Annotated in this window: 23 protein-coding genes and 1 pseudogene; 16 read left to right on the top strand and 8 right to left on the bottom strand. The window is 41.3% G+C overall.

Features of this window, described 5'->3' with window-relative positions:
- The first annotated feature begins 6 nt into the window (after positions 1-6).
- The 15 genes and pseudogenes from GWP43_RS01135 to GWP43_RS01205 all read left to right on the top strand — a co-directional run bounded on the left by GWP43_RS01135 (position 7) and on the right by GWP43_RS01205 (position 9,020).
- Positions 7-198, top strand: a complete 192-nt coding sequence (locus GWP43_RS01135) for a hypothetical protein (protein WP_162662093.1) — start codon at positions 7-9, stop codon at positions 196-198.
- Between the two features lie 95 nt (positions 199-293).
- Positions 294-524: a hypothetical protein gene (locus GWP43_RS01140; RefSeq protein ID WP_162662094.1), complete on the top strand. Its 231-nt coding sequence runs from the start codon at positions 294-296 to the stop codon at positions 522-524.
- A gap of 789 nt (positions 525-1,313) precedes the next feature.
- The gene (locus GWP43_RS01145) at positions 1,314-1,745 is read left to right on the top strand and encodes a hypothetical protein (RefSeq protein ID WP_162662095.1); all 432 of its coding nucleotides are present in this window, start codon (positions 1,314-1,316) and stop codon (positions 1,743-1,745) included.
- 679 nt (positions 1,746-2,424) lie between these two features.
- Positions 2,425-2,604: a hypothetical protein gene (locus tag GWP43_RS01150; RefSeq protein ID WP_162662096.1), complete on the top strand. Its 180-nt coding sequence runs from the start codon at positions 2,425-2,427 to the stop codon at positions 2,602-2,604.
- Between the two features lie 183 nt (positions 2,605-2,787).
- Complete coding sequence (locus tag GWP43_RS01155; RefSeq protein WP_162662097.1) at positions 2,788-2,961, top strand: hypothetical protein; 174 nt, start codon at positions 2,788-2,790, stop codon at positions 2,959-2,961.
- 62 nt (positions 2,962-3,023) lie between these two features.
- On the top strand, positions 3,024-3,527 hold the full coding sequence (locus GWP43_RS01160) for a hypothetical protein (RefSeq protein WP_162662098.1): 504 nt from the start codon (positions 3,024-3,026) through the stop codon (positions 3,525-3,527).
- Between the two features lie 152 nt (positions 3,528-3,679).
- Complete coding sequence (locus GWP43_RS01165; RefSeq protein ID WP_162662099.1) at positions 3,680-4,189, top strand: hypothetical protein; 510 nt, start codon at positions 3,680-3,682, stop codon at positions 4,187-4,189.
- A 58-nt stretch (positions 4,190-4,247) separates the two neighbouring features.
- Positions 4,248-4,700 carry a hypothetical protein gene (locus GWP43_RS01170; RefSeq protein WP_162662100.1) on the top strand — a complete coding sequence of 151 codons (453 nt, stop codon included), beginning with the start codon at positions 4,248-4,250 and terminating at the stop codon, positions 4,698-4,700.
- 252 nt (positions 4,701-4,952) lie between these two features.
- Positions 4,953-5,234: pseudogene (locus tag GWP43_RS15495) on the top strand (RHS repeat-associated core domain-containing protein); the annotation flags it as partial.
- A gap of 586 nt (positions 5,235-5,820) precedes the next feature.
- Positions 5,821-6,159 (top strand): hypothetical protein, encoded by a 339-nt coding sequence (locus tag GWP43_RS01180; protein ID WP_203232433.1) that lies wholly within the window; start codon positions 5,821-5,823, stop codon positions 6,157-6,159.
- A 94-nt stretch (positions 6,160-6,253) separates the two neighbouring features.
- The gene (locus GWP43_RS01185) at positions 6,254-6,532 is read left to right on the top strand and encodes a hypothetical protein (RefSeq protein WP_162662102.1); all 279 of its coding nucleotides are present in this window, start codon (positions 6,254-6,256) and stop codon (positions 6,530-6,532) included.
- Positions 6,529-7,110, top strand: coding sequence for a hypothetical protein (locus tag GWP43_RS01190; RefSeq protein ID WP_162662103.1), 582 nt, complete (start codon positions 6,529-6,531; stop codon positions 7,108-7,110). The genes GWP43_RS01185 and GWP43_RS01190 overlap by 4 nt, the downstream gene beginning before the upstream one ends.
- Positions 7,111-7,287: 177 nt before the next feature.
- Entirely contained in the window at positions 7,288-7,770 is a 483-nt protein-coding gene (locus tag GWP43_RS01195; RefSeq protein WP_162662104.1) for a hypothetical protein, read from the top strand.
- Positions 7,771-7,875: 105 nt separating this feature from the next.
- Entirely contained in the window at positions 7,876-8,358 is a 483-nt protein-coding gene (locus GWP43_RS01200) for a hypothetical protein (protein WP_162662105.1), read from the top strand.
- Positions 8,359-8,684: 326 nt separating this feature from the next.
- Entirely contained in the window at positions 8,685-9,020 is a 336-nt protein-coding gene (locus GWP43_RS01205) for a hypothetical protein (protein WP_162662106.1), read from the top strand.
- A gap of 14 nt (positions 9,021-9,034) precedes the next feature.
- On the opposite strand, the gene mfd is transcribed toward GWP43_RS01205, so the two are convergent.
- From mfd to GWP43_RS01220, 3 genes are read right to left on the bottom strand one after another with little or no spacing between them, the layout of a single operon-like run.
- On the bottom strand, positions 9,035-12,649 hold the full coding sequence (gene mfd, locus GWP43_RS01210; RefSeq protein ID WP_162662107.1) for a transcription-repair coupling factor: 3,615 nt from the start codon (positions 12,647-12,649) through the stop codon (positions 9,035-9,037).
- A 9-nt stretch (positions 12,650-12,658) separates the two neighbouring features.
- On the bottom strand, positions 12,659-13,312 hold the full coding sequence (locus GWP43_RS01215; protein ID WP_162662108.1) for a Crp/Fnr family transcriptional regulator: 654 nt from the start codon (positions 13,310-13,312) through the stop codon (positions 12,659-12,661).
- On the bottom strand, positions 13,305-14,339 hold the full coding sequence (locus GWP43_RS01220; protein ID WP_162662109.1) for a cyclic nucleotide-binding domain-containing protein: 1,035 nt from the start codon (positions 14,337-14,339) through the stop codon (positions 13,305-13,307). The genes GWP43_RS01215 and GWP43_RS01220 overlap by 8 nt, the downstream gene beginning before the upstream one ends.
- A 188-nt stretch (positions 14,340-14,527) precedes the next feature.
- Here GWP43_RS01220 and GWP43_RS01225 point away from each other — a divergent pair, with 188 nt between their 5' ends.
- On the top strand, positions 14,528-15,388 hold the full coding sequence (locus GWP43_RS01225) for a PHP domain-containing protein (protein WP_162662110.1): 861 nt from the start codon (positions 14,528-14,530) through the stop codon (positions 15,386-15,388).
- 108 nt (positions 15,389-15,496) lie between these two features.
- Here GWP43_RS01225 and GWP43_RS01230 read toward each other — a convergent pair whose 3' ends face one another.
- The 5 genes from GWP43_RS01230 to GWP43_RS01250 form a co-directional block, all read right to left on the bottom strand.
- A complete protein-coding gene (locus GWP43_RS01230; RefSeq protein ID WP_162662111.1) occupies positions 15,497-16,786 on the bottom strand; it encodes a glycine/betaine/sarcosine/D-proline family reductase selenoprotein B in 1,290 nt (429 codons plus the stop codon).
- Between the two features lie 10 nt (positions 16,787-16,796).
- The gene (locus GWP43_RS01235) at positions 16,797-18,086 is read right to left on the bottom strand and encodes a glycine/sarcosine/betaine reductase component B subunit (protein WP_162662112.1); all 1,290 of its coding nucleotides are present in this window, start codon (positions 18,084-18,086) and stop codon (positions 16,797-16,799) included.
- Between the two features lie 100 nt (positions 18,087-18,186).
- On the bottom strand, positions 18,187-18,639 hold the full coding sequence (locus GWP43_RS01240) for a threonine/serine exporter family protein (protein WP_162662113.1): 453 nt from the start codon (positions 18,637-18,639) through the stop codon (positions 18,187-18,189).
- Entirely contained in the window at positions 18,639-19,445 is an 807-nt protein-coding gene (locus tag GWP43_RS01245; RefSeq protein WP_162662114.1) for a threonine/serine exporter family protein, read from the bottom strand. Before GWP43_RS01245 ends, GWP43_RS01240 begins: the two co-directional genes overlap by 1 nt.
- 254 nt (positions 19,446-19,699) lie before the next feature.
- Complete coding sequence (locus GWP43_RS01250) at positions 19,700-20,203, bottom strand: Smr/MutS family protein (RefSeq protein WP_162662115.1); 504 nt, start codon at positions 20,201-20,203, stop codon at positions 19,700-19,702.
- Positions 20,204-20,275 lie beyond the last annotated feature (72 nt).

Genomic DNA, 20,275 nt, shown 5'->3' on the forward strand with positions numbered 1-20,275 from the left:
CAAAATATGATACTGCTTAGAACCACCGACATCCGTGTCGGTACTGAGAAAAAAACACCGCGGGAACAAAGCCGCAGCGACAAAAAGATTGGAGTGGTATGGTGCAGCGGAGCCGACAGGCGTAGCTTCGAAGCAAGCGCGGTGCTGTTTCTGCGTCAAAAATTATTGCATCAAATGTTGCAAAAACAGTCGCTATAAATACAGTTTCTGGTGCAGTTGATGCTGGATTAAAAGATGTTGCTTCAAAAGCGATTAAAGGTAAAAAACAATCAATTTCTGAAACATTACAGACTATGGGAAAAGGTGCCGCTTATGCATTTGTGGCTAGTGAACTTACACAAGCTGCTATTGGAAGTTGTTCAACAAGTACGAGTAGGGTTCCCAATTTATTAACAGGGACTGTTGAAGATTTTGAAATTCAACAACCGAAATGGGCTGGAGCTACTGGTGTGGTTGGAGAATCTGTAATTCCTACTGCTATAGATATGTATCATTCATTTAACCAAAAGTCAGAGTTGAGGTAGATTATGCGTCCTGTTCGTAAATTTTTTATCACATTGCTGATTTACTTTGGTTCTGCATTTTTGACTATTGCAGTAGCTTTTTTTATTAATAGTTGTTTCCCATGGCTTGATAAATATGATATTGTTTTAACAATCGAATTTAGTATTATTTGGAGTATTTTTGTTTCTATATTTATGATACTTGTTAAGATGGATTGATTATTTTGCGTGAAATAGATCGTAAAAAGATGAAGCATACAATGCGATGTCTAAAAAACGCTCTCTTTCCCACAGAACGAGTTACGGCCGTATGTGAGAATCCATATCACGCCTGTACGTTCTTGTACAGATTTGATATCATGTTTTCCTGATACCAAAATGTGATACTGTTTAAAACCATCGCCATCCGTGGCGGTACTGAAAGAAAAAATATTTTTTTAAGGTGAAAACAAAATTTCATTTTTATTTACAGCGTAACTATCCTCTCCCCCCCGGACAGCGATTGAAGCGGAAATCCTTTCCTGCTTCTACGACTAGAGAAAGCAATAATAAATCGGGTGTTGCTAAAAGAGAAGCGTATGAAGCTCTTTCAGAATTATATGCAAAAGCTGTTGTTGTTCAGCCAGGGCTATCTCGATGTAAAGATTTTAGAGCTGCAATAATTAGAATGAGTGAAGCGGTTAAGGATACAAAGGGTATATCATATATCAGGCGGTGGCACAGTTATGCGTGATGAATTTAAATATTCAGGAAAAAGCTATAGAATTGATTTAGAAAATTTGCGTGGTATAAACCTTGTGGAATAATTTTATGAATGAATTGATAAAGAAATATATTGAATTATTATTTAGTGAAGGCAATAAAAATAAACGGGATATAATAATAAATCTTGGTTTATTAATTGAAAAAAATACTGATAAGGAGAATCCTACAGATTATGTACAACTACTTCCTTCAGATTTATTGGTTGTTAATTTATCCGAAGAAGAAAAAAATTATATATTAGATGAATTAATTTATTTTTTAAGTAAAGGCAGAAATTATTATGATTCTGTCATTTGGGCTATCGGAAAATCTTATGATGAAAAATTTATTGAAAAAGCATTGGAGACTGTAATTCATGAAAAATTATATGTATATAAAGATGTCTTACAGCAAATTAATTTTGTTGTAGATATAATAAAAAGCGAAAAAATAGATGAATTATTATCTACTATTAACCTGATGCTTAAATTTGGTTGAGTGATATTTGCGTTAGCATTTGAGGATTGTCGGTTGCAGGTATATCAATTCAAAAGTCGGTATATATGAATGAGTGTAAAAAAATATATTTCTGTATTTTTATGTAATGATGTATAATTTATAATATAAGATTGGATAAATGGATACTGTTTAGAACCACCGCCATCCGTGGTAGTATTGAAAGGAAAAATATTTTTTTAAGGTGAAAACAAAATTTTGTTTTTAGTCACAGCGTAACTATTCTCACCCCCGGACAGCGATTGAAGCGGAAATCCACTTTCAAGCGTTGTACATCCGTGTACAACGCTTGAAGACGAGTTTGACGAACTGTCAAACTCGTTACTGCATAGAACCACGTCCATCTTTAACGATGAAAAGTATGAAGAGGCGGTGGAAGAGGAAACAAAGATAACGATTAGTCGGCTGTATGAAGTAGCAGAGGGAAGGAAGCGGATCGAATCGTATTTGGTAGTTTTAAGGGGATACATTGGTGGGCGACCAGCTTTAATCCGAGGGTACAAGGGGTAAAGGCAAGCGACTTAAAAGCCCAGTTTACCGTTAATTTTGGTAACAATAAGCAAATGTATCAAGATTTCAAAGCAGAATGGGAAGAAAATTCCCACTGGAAATTTAATGATAATTCCAATACAGCGGCTTTAAATTTTTAAAAGGAGAAAATATGAGTAAGCCAAAATTTATTGTATTTGTCGTTTTATATATGCTTATTTTTATAAATTGTCAGGGAAAAGAAACTATGCGGTTATTTACAAGCCATGATCAAAAAAAATTAGAAATTGCTGATAAAATAATAACATATTTAGACTTAAAGGATGAAGATGGATTATATTCTTTATTTTAAGAGCAAGTTATAGAAGAAGATGAAGCATTAAAAGATGAAATTTTAGCGTTATTTAGTTCTTATCCTGGTTCTGTTGTAAAATATGAGAAACGCGCTATTGGCGTGGAGACAAAAATTGAAAAGTGAGATAAGTTATCGCAACACTGTTCACGATTCCTAGTATGGATAGGTGAGACTGAATATATGTTACATTATATATATAGTGCCGGCTGTCAAATTTCTCATCTAGCTGATTTCAATGAGGTTACCAGTATATTAAAAGATATTGGTTTTAAGTATGGAGAAGGTAAAGACGCTTGGGTGAAAGGAGACAATATTAAAATAGTAATTAAGGCTCCACCAATAGTTGAAAATTAATCAACACCCCGACACAGAGCGTCGGGGTATTACTCCCTCCATACAAATAAAAAGGAGACTATATGGAAAAAACAATTCTCAAGATAATTTTTTTGTTATGTATATGTTTTAGGACTTATACATTACCAATGAATGGGGTGAAAATAGCTGAACCGACTTACTATAAGGATATGAATAGTTTTAAAATGATAACTTTTTACGAAAACAATAAAATTAGATTTTCTGATGATGAAAATAACAATTCAGATGATTTTTTATGGAATCATGTATTTGAGTATTCAATCAATACTGATGGTAAATTTTATCAGCTTAAGATAAAAAATGAAAATTATTCAAAATCATTATTGATGTTATTATCTGAAAGGTTCTTAGTTTTGTATGGAGAATCTAATGAACCTCTCTTTTTTGGTGCTTCAAAAATTAATACAGAACTCTTATATTTCCCATCTTATTTTGAAGCTTCTTCGAAACTACATGAAAAAGATATTATATTAACAATTATTGATGTGTATAAGGGTGAAAAATATACCGATACGTGTTTAAATGCAATTATACTAAAATATTAATGTGTACAGTTATGCTAAGTAAATTCTTTCCATCAGGAGCTACCCCGGAACAGATGGAAGCGATGCAATGAGCTTCAGATGGAAATTATAATCCCCGTGAACCAGGCGGTGAGTTTAATCAACTTAAAAAAATATGGAGATAGAGGTTTTGAATGAAATATAATACAGAAATTGAATATTGTTTAGTAGAATTTAAGATATCTAATCAAACATATTATTGTTTATGGTTTTCTGATAACCGTGACGCGTTTTTGATTGATAAAAATGGTAAATTAATTATGTTTTATTGTGAAGCTGAAATGAGAGATTTTTGTAAAATTCATGATTTAGATACTCAAGTAGATGCTGCTATATTGTATGATATTGATACATTTATAGAAAAAATATGTCTGAACGATATAGATTGCAATCTTATTTTACGTTTTTGGAACATTGCATCTGATATGGCATATACATTGAAAGAACCGTTTATAGGTGATGATAATGGTGTGGATTGTATAATCTTAGACGTATATAATAAACTGTTTTACGGAACAAATCCTCTCGCCTTGAAAAAGAACTCTCCTGAGATATATAGTCCTGTATGGGGAGAAAGCGAAATAAATATTATACGGAATATTATGAACGATAGTATTAGAATATTTCGTAAGTTTCTAAAGTAAATATGTCATTATTAGGACAATCATCAGGATGCAACAAAATGAGAAAAAGAGGGCAAAGATGATCGTAGATACATATACAAAATTTAAAAATGGAGCTAATCATTATGTGTCTATTCCAGAATTTTTATATTTAATGAGTAAATTAAAGTCTAATGGTTCGATACAAAAAAGTATTTCATTTAATCCATTTTATGAACATAAAGATTTTCTGTTGGAAATAGATGAAAGGATGCTTTATATAGAAAGACGAGATAGTCTGAATGAAATTGATACAAAGGAATTTTATGAGAGTCAAAAGTGTGAAGAAGATTTTTATAATGTCGATATTGAAAAAAGATATTTCCTAATACAAAGAGATGATGTGACAGAATATAAAAAAACTCTTGATAGGATAATTTCATATCTTGATGAGTTAATTCCTTATATACTGCAACGTTTAAAATCTGAATATAATATCAAAGAAGCTGGCTTATTGTTTGGGAATGTATGTTTTGAGATTTATTATGAATAGGAACTAGTCTTCTGGGGATGGAGATGCGTGGATTTTTGATGATTATAAAGGAAGTCACAATCCGCATTTAATACCCTAATAAGAATTTCCATTCTCTTCCCGCAGAACGAGTTACGGCCGTATGTGAGAAAACGGTGCCTTTTGAAAAGAGACATGCCGGATGCGAGAAGCGAGAAAAAATTAACCGCAGGCGTATCTATGATACGTTGAGGATTAATTTTTTTGAAGTGACGAAGCAGACGGCGTGTATATTTTCAAAAGGAGGAGATGGATGAAGAAACCGTGCTATACTATTACGGCGCGCGCTATTTAGACCCGAAGTATTCGAGGTGGCTGAGTGGAGACCCTGCCTTAAGTGACTACATACCCAAAGCGCCGATAGATGACGAGGCGAAGAAACATAACGAGAACTTATCCGGCATGGGTGGGGTATACAACACAGTGAATCTACACCTGTACCACTACGCGGGCATCGGGCAGCGAAGCGATAGCGAGCTTCAAACCAATAATCCAGTGAAGTATGAAGATCCTGATAGGAAGGCTTTACATGTGGCAATAGGTGCTTTATTGGGAGCAGCAGTGAGCGTAGCTTCAGTTGCGATTGGAGATTGTTTAACGGGTAATGTAAGTAGTATAGGTACGTATATAGGGGCAGCTGTAGGAGGAGCGATTTCAGGTGCTATTATGGCTGGCACATGCAATGGATATGCCGCAGGTGTAGCAGGTAGTAGTATTGGCGATTTAACTAAACAAATGATAGATAATAAAGGAAATATTACAAAAACAGATGTTAAAGAATTAATTACGGTTACAGTAATTGGGACTGCAACAGGTGTATTAAGTAATAATTCAATACCAGGAATAACTTCAGGAAAAGGATCTATGTTGGCGGTTTCAAAACAAGTTTCTATTAAATTAGCAAATGGCACAATAAAAAATATTAGTATAAAAACATCTGCAAAGATTGCTGTTGCAAGATGTAGCAATTGTGCATTAGTTGAAGGAACAGCTGCGGCAGTACTTTTATCAAAAGGCGTTAATCGAATAAAAGAGTATTTACCAACCGTAGATAAACAGCAAAAGCAATCAAATATGTTATATATAACAAATGGTATAGCAAATGGTGAGTAGAATAAAAAAATTGCTTATTTTATTTAAATCATATTTTTCTGAAAAGGAAGATACCGATTTTTTAAGGATAGACAAAGGAATAGGAGATAAAATTCTATTTTCCCCTGTTTATATTATGTTGATTATTTTACTTTTTTCTAATGCAACATGGTATGAAATGGCATTTTTTTGGATTTTATTTGCAATTATATTGATACCAGAAGTATGCGGTAGATATATACTCGTTTCAGATAAAAAAATAATACAAAGACAAGCATATATTCACAGAAAAGAGCTTGTTAACCAGTGTACATTCTTGTCCGTTGTGAAACTACAAGGAGACAGGTAAAAAGCATCACAGCCATATCTTTGATACGTTGAGGATTAATTTTTTTGAAGCGATGAAGCAGACGGCGTTTATATTTTGAAAAGGGGACAGAAACATGACGAAGAAATCAAACACGACGAACCTACTGGGTGCCCGTGGTAACGTCTGGCCGAGCGCCGGATTAGTGCACGCAGGGAAACGGTACTATCGCTATGATGCGAATGGGAACATCACGGCGAAAAAAGATGGTGCTACAGGATATTTAGAAAGTGATGGTCCATTAGTTATTCATAATCCTTCTGCGGAGGTTAAGGAAACAGTATTTTATGATAAAAATGGAAAAACGTTTGAAAGATTTGTTCATTATTCCAAGGAAATGATTAGAGTACAATGAAAAAGATAAAATATTTGTCAATGCTTTGTATGTTTGTAGAATTACTCATTGCATGTTCAAACCAAGAAAAAAGAATAAAAGATTTATGGAAAGTGGAAGATACTATAAACTACCAAAATTTTACGGATGATGAAAATAAAAAAATAGAAAACCTTCTAAATGCTTTTCCTTTTGAAGAAAAAATAGATAAGTTAAATTGGAATAGTGGATACTCTCAACAATGTTATGTATTAAGAAAACTATATTTTGAAAAAATTATTCCAAGGGGAGTTTTTCTTGATAGCTGTGCTTCTGTATACAAGCGATATGAAGCTAATCAAACTAATATTTCTTTTCATACTCTGGGATATGCAGTTTGTCTTTATTATTTGGGAGAAAGGAAGCAGGCTAATGAATTGTTTATAAAAATTTTAGATAAATCAGCTGAGAAATATTTTGCTTCAAAAAGGGATTACGAAATAATAGTGACTGTATGTAGTAAATTGCTGGGAATAGACAATGGTAATAATCTAAAGATAGACGAATTCTTTTTCAATATGACCGATGATGATATAATTAATATATTTTGCGGAAATTAAAAATAAAATTTTTTTATAGAATTGATAATTATTTAATATTGAGTATATAGTTAGTTATGCCTAGTGTTATGGTTTTCCTTGGTGATAATTGAAAGGGAAAAAAAACCATACATCTACAGGTCCTTTGAATAATTCGTATAGCGATTATAAGTATGCTGATACTTATGGAGATTAACTATGTCAAGAAAACTGAATATTTTTATACTTATTTTGATAACAATTTTGTGTATGTTATTTCTTAAAAATATAATAAATAATCCAACACTTGTTATAAAACGTGAAGAATGCAGTGGTATGATGAATTCTCTTGATTGTGATGTTTTGATAGAAAAGAAGATAGGAGACGAGTATATTCTTTATAAAGAATATACGGTTTCTAAGTTTGAGATATTAGGGGACAGTTTTAATTATACAAGAAAAAACCTATCTCTTGCAGGTGGGGAAAGAATTGTTTTGTCAATGCAACCAATGAAATATCGTATAAAGTGCGTAACTCCATTTGATAAACAAAATGGATATTTAAATAAAAAACATGATTGGGTTTCTGATTATGTATATGTGGATTTTACGCATGATTCTATCGCAACAATAGTTATAAATCCAAAAATTGATGAATTTGGTTATTCTGGGGGCTGGGAATTAAACATTGTTTATAAGTAAGATGGATATGTTTTTTGGTTTCTATGATATAATGTGCTGGTAAGTATGAGTCTATTATAAATTGTAAAAGATCAGAAGAATCAAATAATAAACGAGGACAAAGATATGAAAAGGAAGCTTTTAATAGGTATGCTCTTAGTGGAGGCTGTTATGCTGTTTTCACAAGAGATACAGTTACAAAGTTATATCGGTAAATGGAAGGTTGACCGTATTTTTACTGTTAATGAAGACTATCACGTTATCGGTGATTTAATAAAGAATGAAGCTTATGCGTACATGGGAGTGATTATTGAATATGATAGGGAAGGTATCGTACTTGACGGTGAAAAATTTATAAATACGAGGGAAATTCAGGAAAACTTTTTTACAGATGAACAGTTAAAGTATTATACGAGAGGTTCTTGGTATCCCGGCTATACTTTTAAGGATTTAGGGATAACCGAAAAAATTATCAAGGAAGTATATATGGATATTAGCAATAAGGAAATCGACTATTATGTTTTTGGATTTTCATTTTATCAAATAAATGATAATGAATTAATAATAAAATATCGTGGTTGGTTTTATCATGCGGTACGCATTAGGTAGTTAAAAACGGTACTTATCGATATACAGCACTGCCGAGTTTTTATCAAAACCGGAAGGAGAACACAAGGATATGAAGAAGATATTTTTAATCAGCATGATTTTAGTGGAGACGGCTATGCTGTTTTCACAAGAGGTACAATTACAAAGTTATATCAGTAAATGGAAAGTTGACAGGTATTTTACTATTACTGATGATAGTGCTTATATGCATTTTACTGATTTAACGAAGAGAGGCGTCTGCATATGATAAAGTAATTGTTGAATATGATAAGGAAGGAGTAGCGCTTGATGGTGAAAGATTTATAAAAGCGGAAAAGGTTGAAGAAATGTTTCTTACAGATGAGCAATTGAGAGCTGCGACAAAAGATGTTGTGTATTCAGGGTATACTTTTAAAGATTTAGGAATAACGAGTAAAATTATCAAAGCGATCTATGTGGAGCATCTTAACGGTAGGGAAGAGCGCCCTCTTTTCGGGGATACCTGTTATCAAATAAATGATAATGAAATAATCATTGCTTATCTCGGTTGGTTTTACCATGCGGTACGCATTAGCCGCGCAGGGAATAATCCGGTAAAGTATACTGACCCGGAAGCCTGTACGTCCTTGTACAGCTTTAAGTACCCTGTCGCGTTACTGACAGGATGTCAGGGGCGTCAATAGGAATACAATATGCGTTAGATAAGCTGATTGAGTTTTTCGCTGATAAATTCGCTCTTTTCTTTTAAGCCGATGGAACCGGTTTCGAGCATGATGACGTTCGGCTGCTTTGCATCGAGTTTAACCCGTCCCGCAGACTCTTTTATCATGCGAAGCAACTTATCGATAGAAATCTTTGAGACCTTCGCAAAGGTGATGCGCACGGTTCCGTTCCGCTCTTTAAGCGAGGCGATTGCAAGTTTTGCACAGATAATTTTAATTTCAGCAAGAGAAAGCAGGCTTTCAGCTTCTTCCGGAACGGGACCGAACCGGTCGGACAGTTCCGCGTAGAGCCTATCCAGTTCTTCCGCGGTACGGACGGCGGCGATTTTTTTGTATATTTCCATCTTTGTTTCCGGCACGCGGATATAGCTGTCGGGGATAAAGCCCGTGTACTCAAGCTCTATGACCGGTTCCGTTTCAGGCTCGTAACCGGCGTTTTGCAGCCGTTCCACCGCCTCTTCCAAAAGCCGAAGGTAAAGGTCAAAGCCGACGGAATAAATGTCGCCTGACTGTTCTTTTCCCAACAGATTCCCTGCGCCGCGGATTTCCATATCCTTCATCGCAATTTTAAAGCCGGAGCCGAGTTCCGTAAAATCGGAGATAACCTGCAGCCGCTTCATCGCAACCTCCGACAACGCCTTGTTTTCAGGATAGAGAAGGTACGCATAGGCCTTTCTGTCGGAACGCCCGACGCGGCCGCGCAGTTGGTACAGCTGCGAAACGCCGTACATATCGGCACGGTCGATGATGATGGTATTCGCATTGGGGATGTCGATACCGTTTTCGATAATCGTAGTAGCAATGAGGACATGAAAGCCGCCCATGTTGAAGCGGCGGAAAATATCTTCAAGTTCGTTTGCGCTCATCTGCCCGTGGGCGATATCGATAAGTACTTCGGGGATGAGCTGCTGGATCTTATACCGTGTTTCTTCGAGGCTCTCCACGCGGTTATGCAGATAGAACACCTGTCCGCCGCGGTCAACTTCAAAACGGATCGCCTGCGCAATTCTTTCGGGGTCAAACGGAGAAATAACGGTTTCTACCGGACGGCGGTTTTGCGGCGGCGTAGTTAAAAGGCTCATATCGCGGATTTTTAACAGACTGATATGCAGGGTACGCGGGATGGGGGTCGCACTCAAAGAGAGGCAGTCGATATTCGTCTTCATCTGTTTGAGTCGCTCCTTGTCTTTAACCCCGAAGCGCTGTTCTTCATCGACAATCATCAGTCCCAAATCTTTAAACTGTACGTCTTTTTGGATAACGCGGTGTGTGCCGATAACGATATCAAGCTCTCCGTTTTTCAGCTGGGTCAGCACTTTTTTCTGTTCAGCCTTGGGAACAAAGCGGGACAGCCGTGCCAGTTTTACCGGAAATTTTTGAAAGCGTTCTTGAAAGGTATCAAAGTGCTGCTCCGCGAGAATGGTGGTCGGGGCTAAAAAGGCAGCCTGCTTTCCGCTCATCACCGCTTTAAATGCCGCCCGCATCGCAATTTCCGTCTTACCGTAACCGACGTCGCCGCAGATGAGCCGATCCATCGGTATCGGTTTTTCCATGTCGGCCTTTACATCGGCAATACAGGTCAGCTGATCTTCCGTTTCCTCATACGGGAAGGCGGCCTCAAAAGCGGTTTGCCATTCGTTGTCTTTCGCAAAGGCAAAACCGGCGGCGGCTTTGCGGCGGGAATATAGGTCGATGAGTTTATCGGCAATATCTTCAACCGATTTTTTAACCTTGTTTTTCCGGTTTTCCCACGCCTTAGACCCGATGATATCCAGCCGCGGCGCTTCGCCTTCATTGCCGATATACCGCTGCACGAGGTTCGCCTGCTCGATCGGAATAAACACCGTTTCGTCCTGCGCGTACAGCAGATTGATATAGTCGCGCTCATGCCCCAGCGTTTTAACGCGCTCAATCCCCTTAAACTGTCCGATACCGTAGTTGACGTGGACAACATAGTCGCCGGGGTTGAGTTCCACAAAGGTATCGATAACCGAGCTTTTAACCTGCTTAACCGATTTCGGGATGCGCCGCCGCCTGCCGAAAATTTCGTTTTCCTGAATAACGAGTATTTTCAGCTCAGGGATGCCGAAGCCGGAAGAAAGTGTGAGCGGCAGCACGGTGGCTTTAATATCCTTGAGCAACTCACCGATACGGAGCGCCTGCGCATCGCTTTCCGCAAACACAAAAATACGCCATCCTTCCTGCTGCAAATGCGTTAATTCTTCTTTTAGATACACGATATTGCCGAAAAAACTGCGCGGCGGGTCGCAGTTAAACACAATCGACGCTCCGGTTTCATCCGATTCTTTCAGCGTCCGGAGGAAAAGACTTTGCGGATAGCTTTCGGTCAACTCCGCGAAGGGCAGCAAAAGGCGCTGCGGCATGGGATATTCGGTAATCAAAAGATTATGCTTGATGTCATCGTCGATTGCGCGGGTGATTTTGTTATATAAGCCGTGATACTCCCGCTCCAGCGCCTCCACCGCGTTCCGCTGCCGGTCGTAATCCATGTACAGAAGAACCGCAGGTTTCGCAGCGCCGCCTGTGCCCTGATGCCTTGAAGCGCCTCCGGTATTTCGCGGTGTTGATGCGCCGCCGTGCAGATACTCAAGATAATCAAGGACGCTTGCAGGTTTTTCAAAACAGAGCGGATAAAAAAGCTCTTCACCGTCAAAGGCTCGCTGTTCTTTTAAGTGCGCAATCAGTTTTTCCGTACCTTCGGCCGTAAATTCGGGCATCTGCGATAAATTCCGTTCGAGCGCGGCGATCCGCTCATCATCCCAGATAACCTCTTTCATCGGATAGAGCGTCAGGCTGTCAAATTCTTCAACCGAGGCCTGCGTGTGCATATCGAAGGATTTTATCTTTTCGATAGTAGTAAAGTCGAATTGGATACGATAGGCGGTGTGCTGCGAACCTTTGTTAGCGGCGGCGCAGATATCGAGTACCTCACCGCGGAGCGCAAACTCGCCCCGGACGCTTACCCGCGGCACCCGCGTATAGCCCCACTGTATCAGCATCGAGGCTATCTTTTCCGTATCGATTTCCTTGCCTTTATAGAGAGTACAGGTGAGTGTTTTAAGGTAGTCGGGCGGCGGAACCGGCGTTAGAAATGCCCGCTGGGTCATAACCGTTACCGTGTTTGCGGTCGAGTTTGATATCGCTGAGTTTGGTGCCGCCAATCCGGACACCGCCTTTGACGTCAAGCCGGACGATACCGAACCGGAGACGGCCGAACCGGATACCGGTGCCCCTGCGCAGAGTTCGGCTAAAACTTGAGCCCGCTCCGCAAATACCGGCGCGGAGTTTTGTACGGGCCGATATGCCATATTGCCCCACCACGGCAAAACCTGAGCTTGCAATCCCGCGATATCGAGGTCTGCGCGTAACTCTTCTATTTCTTTTTCCGTCGGTACGACGATACAGAGGTTAGCGTTAAAATGCCGGACATATTCGGCTAAGAAAAAAGCGAATATACCGCCTGAAAGGCCGTGTATATGATACGGAAAACGCTCTTCCCTCAAAGAGGAAAAAGCGTCTTGCATGGTTTTCCATGAGCGGATACTGTCTTGTAATGTGTGTTCTTTCATTACCGATGATTAGCCGAAAACGTTGTCTTTTGTGCGCCGTGTTGTTACAAAACGGGAGAGGTCAACGATATTTTTTACGATAATACGGTCGCCGTATACCTCTAACCGTCCCTGATCGGCAAATTTTCGCAGTGCATCGCCGGTCGCCTCCGCCGAAAGGCCTGCCCATCGGGCTACTTCTTCGGGTGTGATGATAAAGGTACGCATCTGGGTAGAACGATCAAGATCGGGTTGCGTTTCATCAAGCATTAAGAATACGTCGCCGACGCGGGCGATATTGTCTTGTATCGTTAAAATCATGAATCGCCGTTTCTGGACGTAAATACGCTTAACAAAGGTCTTTAACAGGCGCATTGCAATGGCCGGATTGCCGGTCAACAGAATTTCAAAGTTTTCTTTATTAAACTCAAGCGCAACAACATCGTCATACGCGATTGCGGAAGCGGAACGGGGAGAGTTATCCAAAACAGCCATCTCGCCGAAGATCTCCCCCTGTTGTAAAATATCAAGGTTTTTTTCCGCTCCGTTGATGATCTTAATCAGCTGAACGCGCCCCGATTGAATTAAATAAAAAGAAGCGCCCGGTTCAAATTCGGAAAAGATAACGGAACCCTTAGGAAACTTTTTTGCAAAACGGGCAAACGAGGCAAATAAATCAGGCATGGATAGCTCCTTCGCATGCAGCCAGTAGTTCTTTAATCTTAGGCACCAGCAACGGATCTGCCATCGTCAATGCTTTATCATAGAACGGTAACGCCTTATCGGGCCGATCCATACCTTGATAGCACATACCGAGGAACATCAAAATTTCTGCAAGTTTTAAAGATTTGGGGAATTGAGTAATAAAGCCCGTACCGAGCTGAATACAGCGAACAAACTCGGACTGCTTGTATAAACAGCGGGCAGCTCCTAAATAAGCTGCTTCCAGCTTTGTGCCCTGCTTCATTTCAATAATAGTATGATATTGCTTGTATGCATCAGCCCACTTCTCTTGTTTTGCAAGATCTTCGGCAAGCTGGAAAGTCAAATCTACAGAGGCATCGTCGGGCTGAGTCTGTTGAACGGGACCGCTCACCGGAATGGAAGCGGATGCGGCAGACTGACCGGAAGAAGTACCACCCATGCTGCCCGGCTGCCGCGCTTCTCCAAAACTTCGACCTGCCATCTGTGTCGAATTTGCAATAATCGGGCCAATTGCCGCCAAGTGCTTGCCTGCCGGATAGAGTGCCCTGTAGCGCGCAGCTACTTGGGCAGCCGCCTGATAATGCTGTGATTTATAAAAGGCCGATGCAACCGTGAATAAACCGTCTTCGTTATTCGTTTGCTGTTTACTATCCATTAACGATTCAAGCTGCCGGTGGATATTTCGCAGTTGCCGGGAGAAAACTTTCAACATTTGAAGGATAATACGTGTATTTGTCTGAGCAAAACTTTCAAATTCGGCAACAGAGAATGTATACACAAGCGAATCGGTTAAGACCATCGCGCTCTCTTCTCTCGGATAATTCCCAAGTGCGGATTTCACTCCAAAAAACTCACCGGTTTTAATATATTCCGTTACCTGCGCGCCGGTTTCAATATCAAGCGAATTGAGTGCGATATGCCCGCTATGCAGCAAAAATACTCGAGCATCAAAATCGCCTGAAAAATAAATAACAGAATTTGCGCTGTATTGAACAGCCTTTGGCATTTTGTCCTCCGTACCACACGCAGTTCTCAACTGTAATCATACATGGTGCTCCCTAAAAACTTCAGTTTTTAAAGGGTACCGCATATATTTATCCGAACAATTAACGGTAAGAACTATCTGCGATGATTATATCATACCTCGCGGAAAAAACCTAGTGCATTATGAATCTTTTTGCTATAATGATTGCTATGATAGATTTGCATACTCATTCCACAGCCTCCGACGGTACTTTTTCACCGGCGGAACTGGCAGCGGAAGCGCATAAGGCGGGACTTTCGCTGTTTGCCCTTACCGACCACGACACCGTAGCGGGCGTTGCGGAAGCACAACAGGCAGGGGAAGCGCTCGGCATCCGTGTTTTGCCGGGAATAGAAATCAGTGTTGAATGGCAGCCGGGCGAGCTGCATCTACTCGGACTGGGAATCGATATCGAAAATAAAACACTCTGCGGTCTTATGCAGTATGCGCAGGAAAAACGGCTGGAACGGAACCGTAAGATAATAGAAAAATTTAATGAGGCGGGGATCGTCATCGACGAAGAAAAGCTCGCCCAACTCGCCGGCGGAGCGGTAATCGGACGGCCTCATTTTGCAAAGTATCTTGTACAAGAGAAAAAAGCAAAATCCATTCAAGATGCCTTCCTGAAATACCTTGCAAAAGGACGTCCGTTTTATATTGAAAAGGAATGTTTACCGCTTACGGAATCAATTGACGCTATCAAAGACGCACACGGCGTTCCTGTATTGGCTCATCCGATGTCGCTCTATCTTTCGTGGGGAAAACTGCCTGAAACCATCGCCCAATTTAAAAAAGAAGGCTTAGTAGGCCTTGAAGCATGGCATTCGGGGGCGCGGTACGGTGAATGTATCCGGCTACAAGAACTTGCCGAAAGTCTCGGGTTGATTGTTACTGCCGGCAGCGACTTTCACGGAGCAAACCGCAAGGATGTGCATTTAGGCAGAACCGCCGCCAATCTCCCGATTGATGACCGCTTTTTTACGGATAACCTGCTTCCTGCACTTGCCGCGGTCAATACTAAGTATCGATAACGGTATTTTTATAAAAACGCCCTCTAAGACGATGCGTTTTAGAGGGCGTTCACACAAGAACTTCTTGCTTCCAACATCAGCTAATAGCCGAAGCCGTTAGCCGGTCTTTTAGAAAACAGTCTGCTCTGTGATGGGCGTTTGTAAGGCTTTTAAAGCTTTTTCGACAAGCGCACGGCGTAATTCTTTTTCGTCCTTTGCGTTCATTGTCGGGTTTCCGAGCGGGTGAGGAATTGCTACCGCCGGTACAATTCTATTCGCTCCTACTGTTTTTGAAATCGGAACAACGGTCGCAATATGCACAACCGGTAAAACTTTTTCAATTTCTTTAACCATCGTTGCACCGCAACGAGTACAGGTGCCTCACGTGGAGGTAAGAATAACTGCCTGCACTCCGGCGTTTACAAGCTTTCCGGCAATTTCGGACGCAAATCGCTTTGCATTCGCAACGCTGGTGCCGTTACCGACCGTCGTGTAATACAGCTCATACAACTTTCCTATTTTATGCTCGCGTTCCATATCACGCAGTACATCGACCGGTAAAACACGGTTGGGGTTAGCATTACAATAAGTAGGATCATAACCGCCGTGCGCCGTTTCGCTGTTTTCGGATGTCAGTTCTGTAAGTCCCGCGATGGAGTATTCACCGTAGTGAGAAGCGGAAGACGCTTCAATATGATCGGGGTTCCCTTTCGGAACAACACCGCCTGAAGTAACCAATGCGATAACTGCCTTGGAAATATCGGTGATAGGTGCATGGGGCGGTACACGGTCGAAAACCGGCATCGGATATTCGGTAACGAAAGCTTCACCTTTGAGCTTTTGTACGAGCATATCGACGGCACGTTTTGCTCCGCGCTCTTTTGCAAAGTAGTTTTGGCGGATACCGCGCGGCAATAAGCCATCGGCTGCAAGGTCGATTGCTTCACCGTTTAAAATTTTCTTTGCAACTGCAGCAATAGCCGGTACTGCATGGCGCATATCGGCAGCGGAATTCTTTGTTTTAACGGTGTACATACATGCTTTAAACACATCGTAACCGGGGTTCTCTTCATATAGCCCGGAAACAGCGGGAATGCCAAGCGCAGCCGCCGCTTTTGCAGCACCGCCGCATGCCATACCGTAACGGCCGGCGTTAAAACCGGGGCCGGCAATTAGCAAATCCGCTTTGTTTTCCCTTAAAACATCTTGGATAAATCCCATACACTCATCGGTGTGGTCGTTAAAATAGTTATCACCGCAGATAATCGTCTTAACGATTTTCCCCGCATCGCCGAGCGCTGCTTGAATCCCCATACCGGGTCCGGCATTTCCGTCGATTACTTCAATCTTGTAGTCGGCAACATCTTCTCCGCCCTTTCCGGCAAAGAATTGGTTGATATAGTGTACAATCTTTTTCATTGTTTACCTCTTATAATCCGCATGCGGATAAATTCCAGAAGCCCAGCTCATTCGTTGCGCCGGTAATAACCTGTAATTCCGCTTCAATACTTCCGTCTTTGTGTAAGCTGCCGTCCCATGCACCTGCAATAACGTTTGCTTGTTGGGGATCGCCGATAACCAAGTCCATCTTAGGCAGTTTGATAACCTGATTGGCGTTTCCGTTCGACACCACGGCATCCGCAGAAGGATGAGCATCCGCAAGCGACTGGCTCGCGCCGTCCTGTCCGGCATATTCGTCGGTCAGCAATACTGTTTTAATGCCCTTTGCAGCAATCTTGCGGCAGTTCATCATCAAGTCGGCGTCGGGGTTACCGAAACCTTCCTCGGAGATAATCACTGCATCAAGGCCGAGCTGTTCCGCAAGCCGTGCAGTTAAAGAAGAAGAGCGCTCTTTATCCGCCAGCGTTACGTTCTCGTTGGTTACGATGACGCCGATAAAGTTGTAATCCTTTCCGTGCCGCTTATACAACTCGTGGATAACGGGGCTGTTCTGGTGCACATACGTCGGGTTTTTGTCGCAGGCGGAAACGCAGTTGCCGCTTACGACTGCGCCGTCCATCGCCTCAGTGGGATACATAATGGTTGGAACAATCTGCTTAACATCGACGCCGTAGTAGTAGGTGTCATGCAGCAGCCCCTGGCTTTGCAGGGCATAGACATAGCCAACCTTCGGCAGATTGGGATATTGCTTAGCTTGTTCAATCGGGTTCAAGGTTTCGTACACTTCGGTTTCTGCCGGAGCAACGGACTTTGCGGCATTACCCAAATAGCGTGCGGCTTTAAGCCCCATCAAACGAAGTGATTTTTCTTTAACTGCACGAGTGGTGTCGTCTTTCACGGTGCCTTTTACCACAAGGTTAATCGTGCGGGAAAACGGCGTGTATTCGGCACCGGGGCCGCTCATATCGATAATACCTTCTTGGAATCCGACAACGGTACCGGTTGTTACCACCGCTGCACCGCGGAGTACGGCGGTTTTACCCGAGCCGACCGTATCTTCTTCGCCGGTAAAAAATCCGGGAAAACATACGCCGCTGCCTTCAACCTTGCAGCGCGGTTCAATAACGTCTTTAACGGAAATAATCCGGGTCTTGTCGCCCGGTTTGGTAATTGTCAGTGAAACATCAGTGATAAGCGGATCTTCTTTAATCAAAGATATCAGCTCATCCTTGTTTATTTCGAGACAAGTTCCTTTGATGGCAGTTTTATCGGAAAACCGCATCTCATGAATAGGGATAATTCCCAGTTCAAGCTTCATATCGACCTCCTATACTTTTTGGAAAGGGGCAGACTACCCCATAAGTATACAATAATATTTTATTGCAATTACTCTAGGCTGTCAATTTATACGAGCTTTTCTATCGTTTATTCTTTATAAAGTCTTTGATAGGCCGCCGAATCATGCGGACAATGGAGGTAGAGAGGATAATACCGACCGAGATTGCAACTGCCATAAAACATGAATGAACACCTTCAGCAAGCCCCTTATCCAGATCGCCGCGCACAAAGAAAAGCATAGAACGATATACGCGGAAACCCGGGACTAACGGGATAATACCGATAACGATAAAAGAGGTCGCAGGAGTTTTTTGAATAACAGCAAAGAGTTCCGCCAGGAGGCCGACCACAATAGCTGACAGCAGATTTGCAAAGATATAGCTGACTTGTGGAATGTCAAGACTTAACAGGATTGTCCAGCCGATTGCACCGTTAAGGGCCGCGAGCAATAATGTTCGTTTCTGAACATTAAACAGAACGCCAAAACCGAGACAGCTGATAAAGGCAAGCACGGTATGGACATAGATCGGCATTAAAGTCCTCCAAAAATCGAGTAGAGCATTAAAATACTGCCGACTCCGAACGCAATTGCAATGGCGACAAGAATTGCTTCTCCGATACGCGCGATACCGGAGAGCAAATCGCCTGAGATAAAATCTCTGATTCCTGCAGTAAATGCAACCCCTGGAACAAGAGCAAGTGCCGCACCGACGATGATATTGTCGAGGTTGTCAACTAATTTAATTTCAAAAGATATAATGGAAATGACTCCCACAAACATGCTTGCGATAAAATTACCGGTAAAAACAGTACGGGAACGCACCATTATTTTATCGCTGATAAAAACGGCAATATATGAAGCAAAAAACGCTGCGACAAAGTCTCCGAATTTTCCGCCTACTAAAACTGCAAAAATACCGCACCCGATACCGGTAGCAAATAACAGGAATCGATACGGGTATCCTTTATATTCATCTATCTTGCGTAGGCAATCCATTGCATCGGATATATCGATTTTGCCTTCCACAAACTTGCGAGAAAAATCACTGACTAAGGTAATCTTAGCGATATTGTTGCCTCTTTTTTTGATATCCTTTGTATAAAGTACGTTTTCTCTATCGCCTTTTGCAATAAAGAGAATGGTGGGAGTAACAAAAGGGGTAACATCGTACACACCGCCCGCTTCGCTTATCCGCACGATCGTTTCTTCGGCGCGGTACATTTCTGCCCCGTTGCGAACAAGCAGTTCTCCGGCGTAGAGCGCTATCTGCATTACTAAAGCATGCCGAGTGAGGGCATTGTCCTTTTCCCTAGCTACAATATCCGACTGGGTATCCATAATAATTGCTGATTGTAATTCTTTTTCGCTATTATGACAATGGAACTATTTAATATTTTTTGGGGACAGACGGGCAAACGCATCAGGTATTTTTTGATATTCACGCAGAATATTTGCAACTGGTCAAGCAGAGTTTCGCCGCGCTGCGTCTCAAATGCTTGCCCAATCTCAAATATCCTGCGATTTTAATCTACTCTACCTGATGCGTTTACTCTCCGCACAAATAAACTGCGTAAAATTTTGGGCAAAGGTATTTATTTTAATATTACCCATGTCGAACCTGTTCCTCCGTCGCGTCCTTTAGGGTGCCCTGTTTCACCCGCATGGGCATTTGTTTCTAAAAATTTTTGTACAAACCGTGACAGTACCGGGCCGTTTTGGGAATGATTCCCTTTCCCGTGAATGATGAGTATTTTCTGATACTTTCTGCGTAAGGCGTCTTCAAAAAAAGTAACCAGTGCACCATAGGCTTCTTCCAGTGTCATGCCATGCAAATCGATTTCAGCCTGGGGGCGCATTGCCCGTAGCCGCTGTTTATCGGCTAGATTATCAAAAAGGGCAGTATTTTCGGAATTATTCGCATCTTTGTCATAAACGCCGTAACGGCGTAGCCAATAATCCATCGGGTTTAACGTTTGAGTATTTTCGAGGGCATACGCTACGGCTGTCGGATTTTTTAAGTCTTTACGAATCCGCTTCTTTCCATAAGGCTGTTGTGTCTGCGCTTCCCATTGATTTAGAATCTCTTCAAAATTCATAATTTCCCTCGCAGGATTAAAGATAAATGATTAAACCATGAAATACAAAAAACGTTTCAATAATAATATTGA

It is taken from the genome of Treponema vincentii, from assembly GCF_010365865.1.
Classification (GTDB): Bacteria; Spirochaetota; Spirochaetia; order Treponematales; family Treponemataceae; genus Treponema.

Coding starts and splice junctions, on each gene's coding strand:
- GWP43_RS01135 (WP_162662093.1), top strand. CDS start 7: ATGATACTGCTTAGAACCACCGACATCCGTGTCGGTACTGAGAAAAAA.
- GWP43_RS01140 (WP_162662094.1), top strand. CDS start 294: ATGGGAAAAGGTGCCGCTTATGCATTTGTGGCTAGTGAACTTACACAA.
- GWP43_RS01145 (WP_162662095.1), top strand. CDS start 1,314: ATGAATGAATTGATAAAGAAATATATTGAATTATTATTTAGTGAAGGC.
- GWP43_RS01150 (WP_162662096.1), top strand. CDS start 2,425: ATGAGTAAGCCAAAATTTATTGTATTTGTCGTTTTATATATGCTTATT.
- GWP43_RS01155 (WP_162662097.1), top strand. CDS start 2,788: ATGTTACATTATATATATAGTGCCGGCTGTCAAATTTCTCATCTAGCT.
- GWP43_RS01160 (WP_162662098.1), top strand. CDS start 3,024: ATGGAAAAAACAATTCTCAAGATAATTTTTTTGTTATGTATATGTTTT.
- GWP43_RS01165 (WP_162662099.1), top strand. CDS start 3,680: ATGAAATATAATACAGAAATTGAATATTGTTTAGTAGAATTTAAGATA.
- GWP43_RS01170 (WP_162662100.1), top strand. CDS start 4,248: ATGATCGTAGATACATATACAAAATTTAAAAATGGAGCTAATCATTAT.
- GWP43_RS01180 (WP_203232433.1), top strand. CDS start 5,821: ATGGTGAGTAGAATAAAAAAATTGCTTATTTTATTTAAATCATATTTT.
- GWP43_RS01185 (WP_162662102.1), top strand. CDS start 6,254: ATGACGAAGAAATCAAACACGACGAACCTACTGGGTGCCCGTGGTAAC.
- GWP43_RS01190 (WP_162662103.1), top strand. CDS start 6,529: ATGAAAAAGATAAAATATTTGTCAATGCTTTGTATGTTTGTAGAATTA.
- GWP43_RS01195 (WP_162662104.1), top strand. CDS start 7,288: ATGTCAAGAAAACTGAATATTTTTATACTTATTTTGATAACAATTTTG.
- GWP43_RS01200 (WP_162662105.1), top strand. CDS start 7,876: ATGAAAAGGAAGCTTTTAATAGGTATGCTCTTAGTGGAGGCTGTTATG.
- GWP43_RS01205 (WP_162662106.1), top strand. CDS start 8,685: ATGTTTCTTACAGATGAGCAATTGAGAGCTGCGACAAAAGATGTTGTG.
- mfd (WP_162662107.1), bottom strand. CDS start 12,649: ATGAAAGAACACACATTACAAGACAGTATCCGCTCATGGAAAACCATG.
- GWP43_RS01215 (WP_162662108.1), bottom strand. CDS start 13,312: ATGCCTGATTTATTTGCCTCGTTTGCCCGTTTTGCAAAAAAGTTTCCT.
- GWP43_RS01220 (WP_162662109.1), bottom strand. CDS start 14,339: ATGCCAAAGGCTGTTCAATACAGCGCAAATTCTGTTATTTATTTTTCA.
- GWP43_RS01225 (WP_162662110.1), top strand. CDS start 14,528: ATGATAGATTTGCATACTCATTCCACAGCCTCCGACGGTACTTTTTCA.
- GWP43_RS01235 (WP_162662112.1), bottom strand. CDS start 18,086: ATGAAGCTTGAACTGGGAATTATCCCTATTCATGAGATGCGGTTTTCC.
- GWP43_RS01240 (WP_162662113.1), bottom strand. CDS start 18,639: ATGCCGATCTATGTCCATACCGTGCTTGCCTTTATCAGCTGTCTCGGT.
- GWP43_RS01245 (WP_162662114.1), bottom strand. CDS start 19,445: ATGGATACCCAGTCGGATATTGTAGCTAGGGAAAAGGACAATGCCCTC.
- GWP43_RS01250 (WP_162662115.1), bottom strand. CDS start 20,203: ATGAATTTTGAAGAGATTCTAAATCAATGGGAAGCGCAGACACAACAG.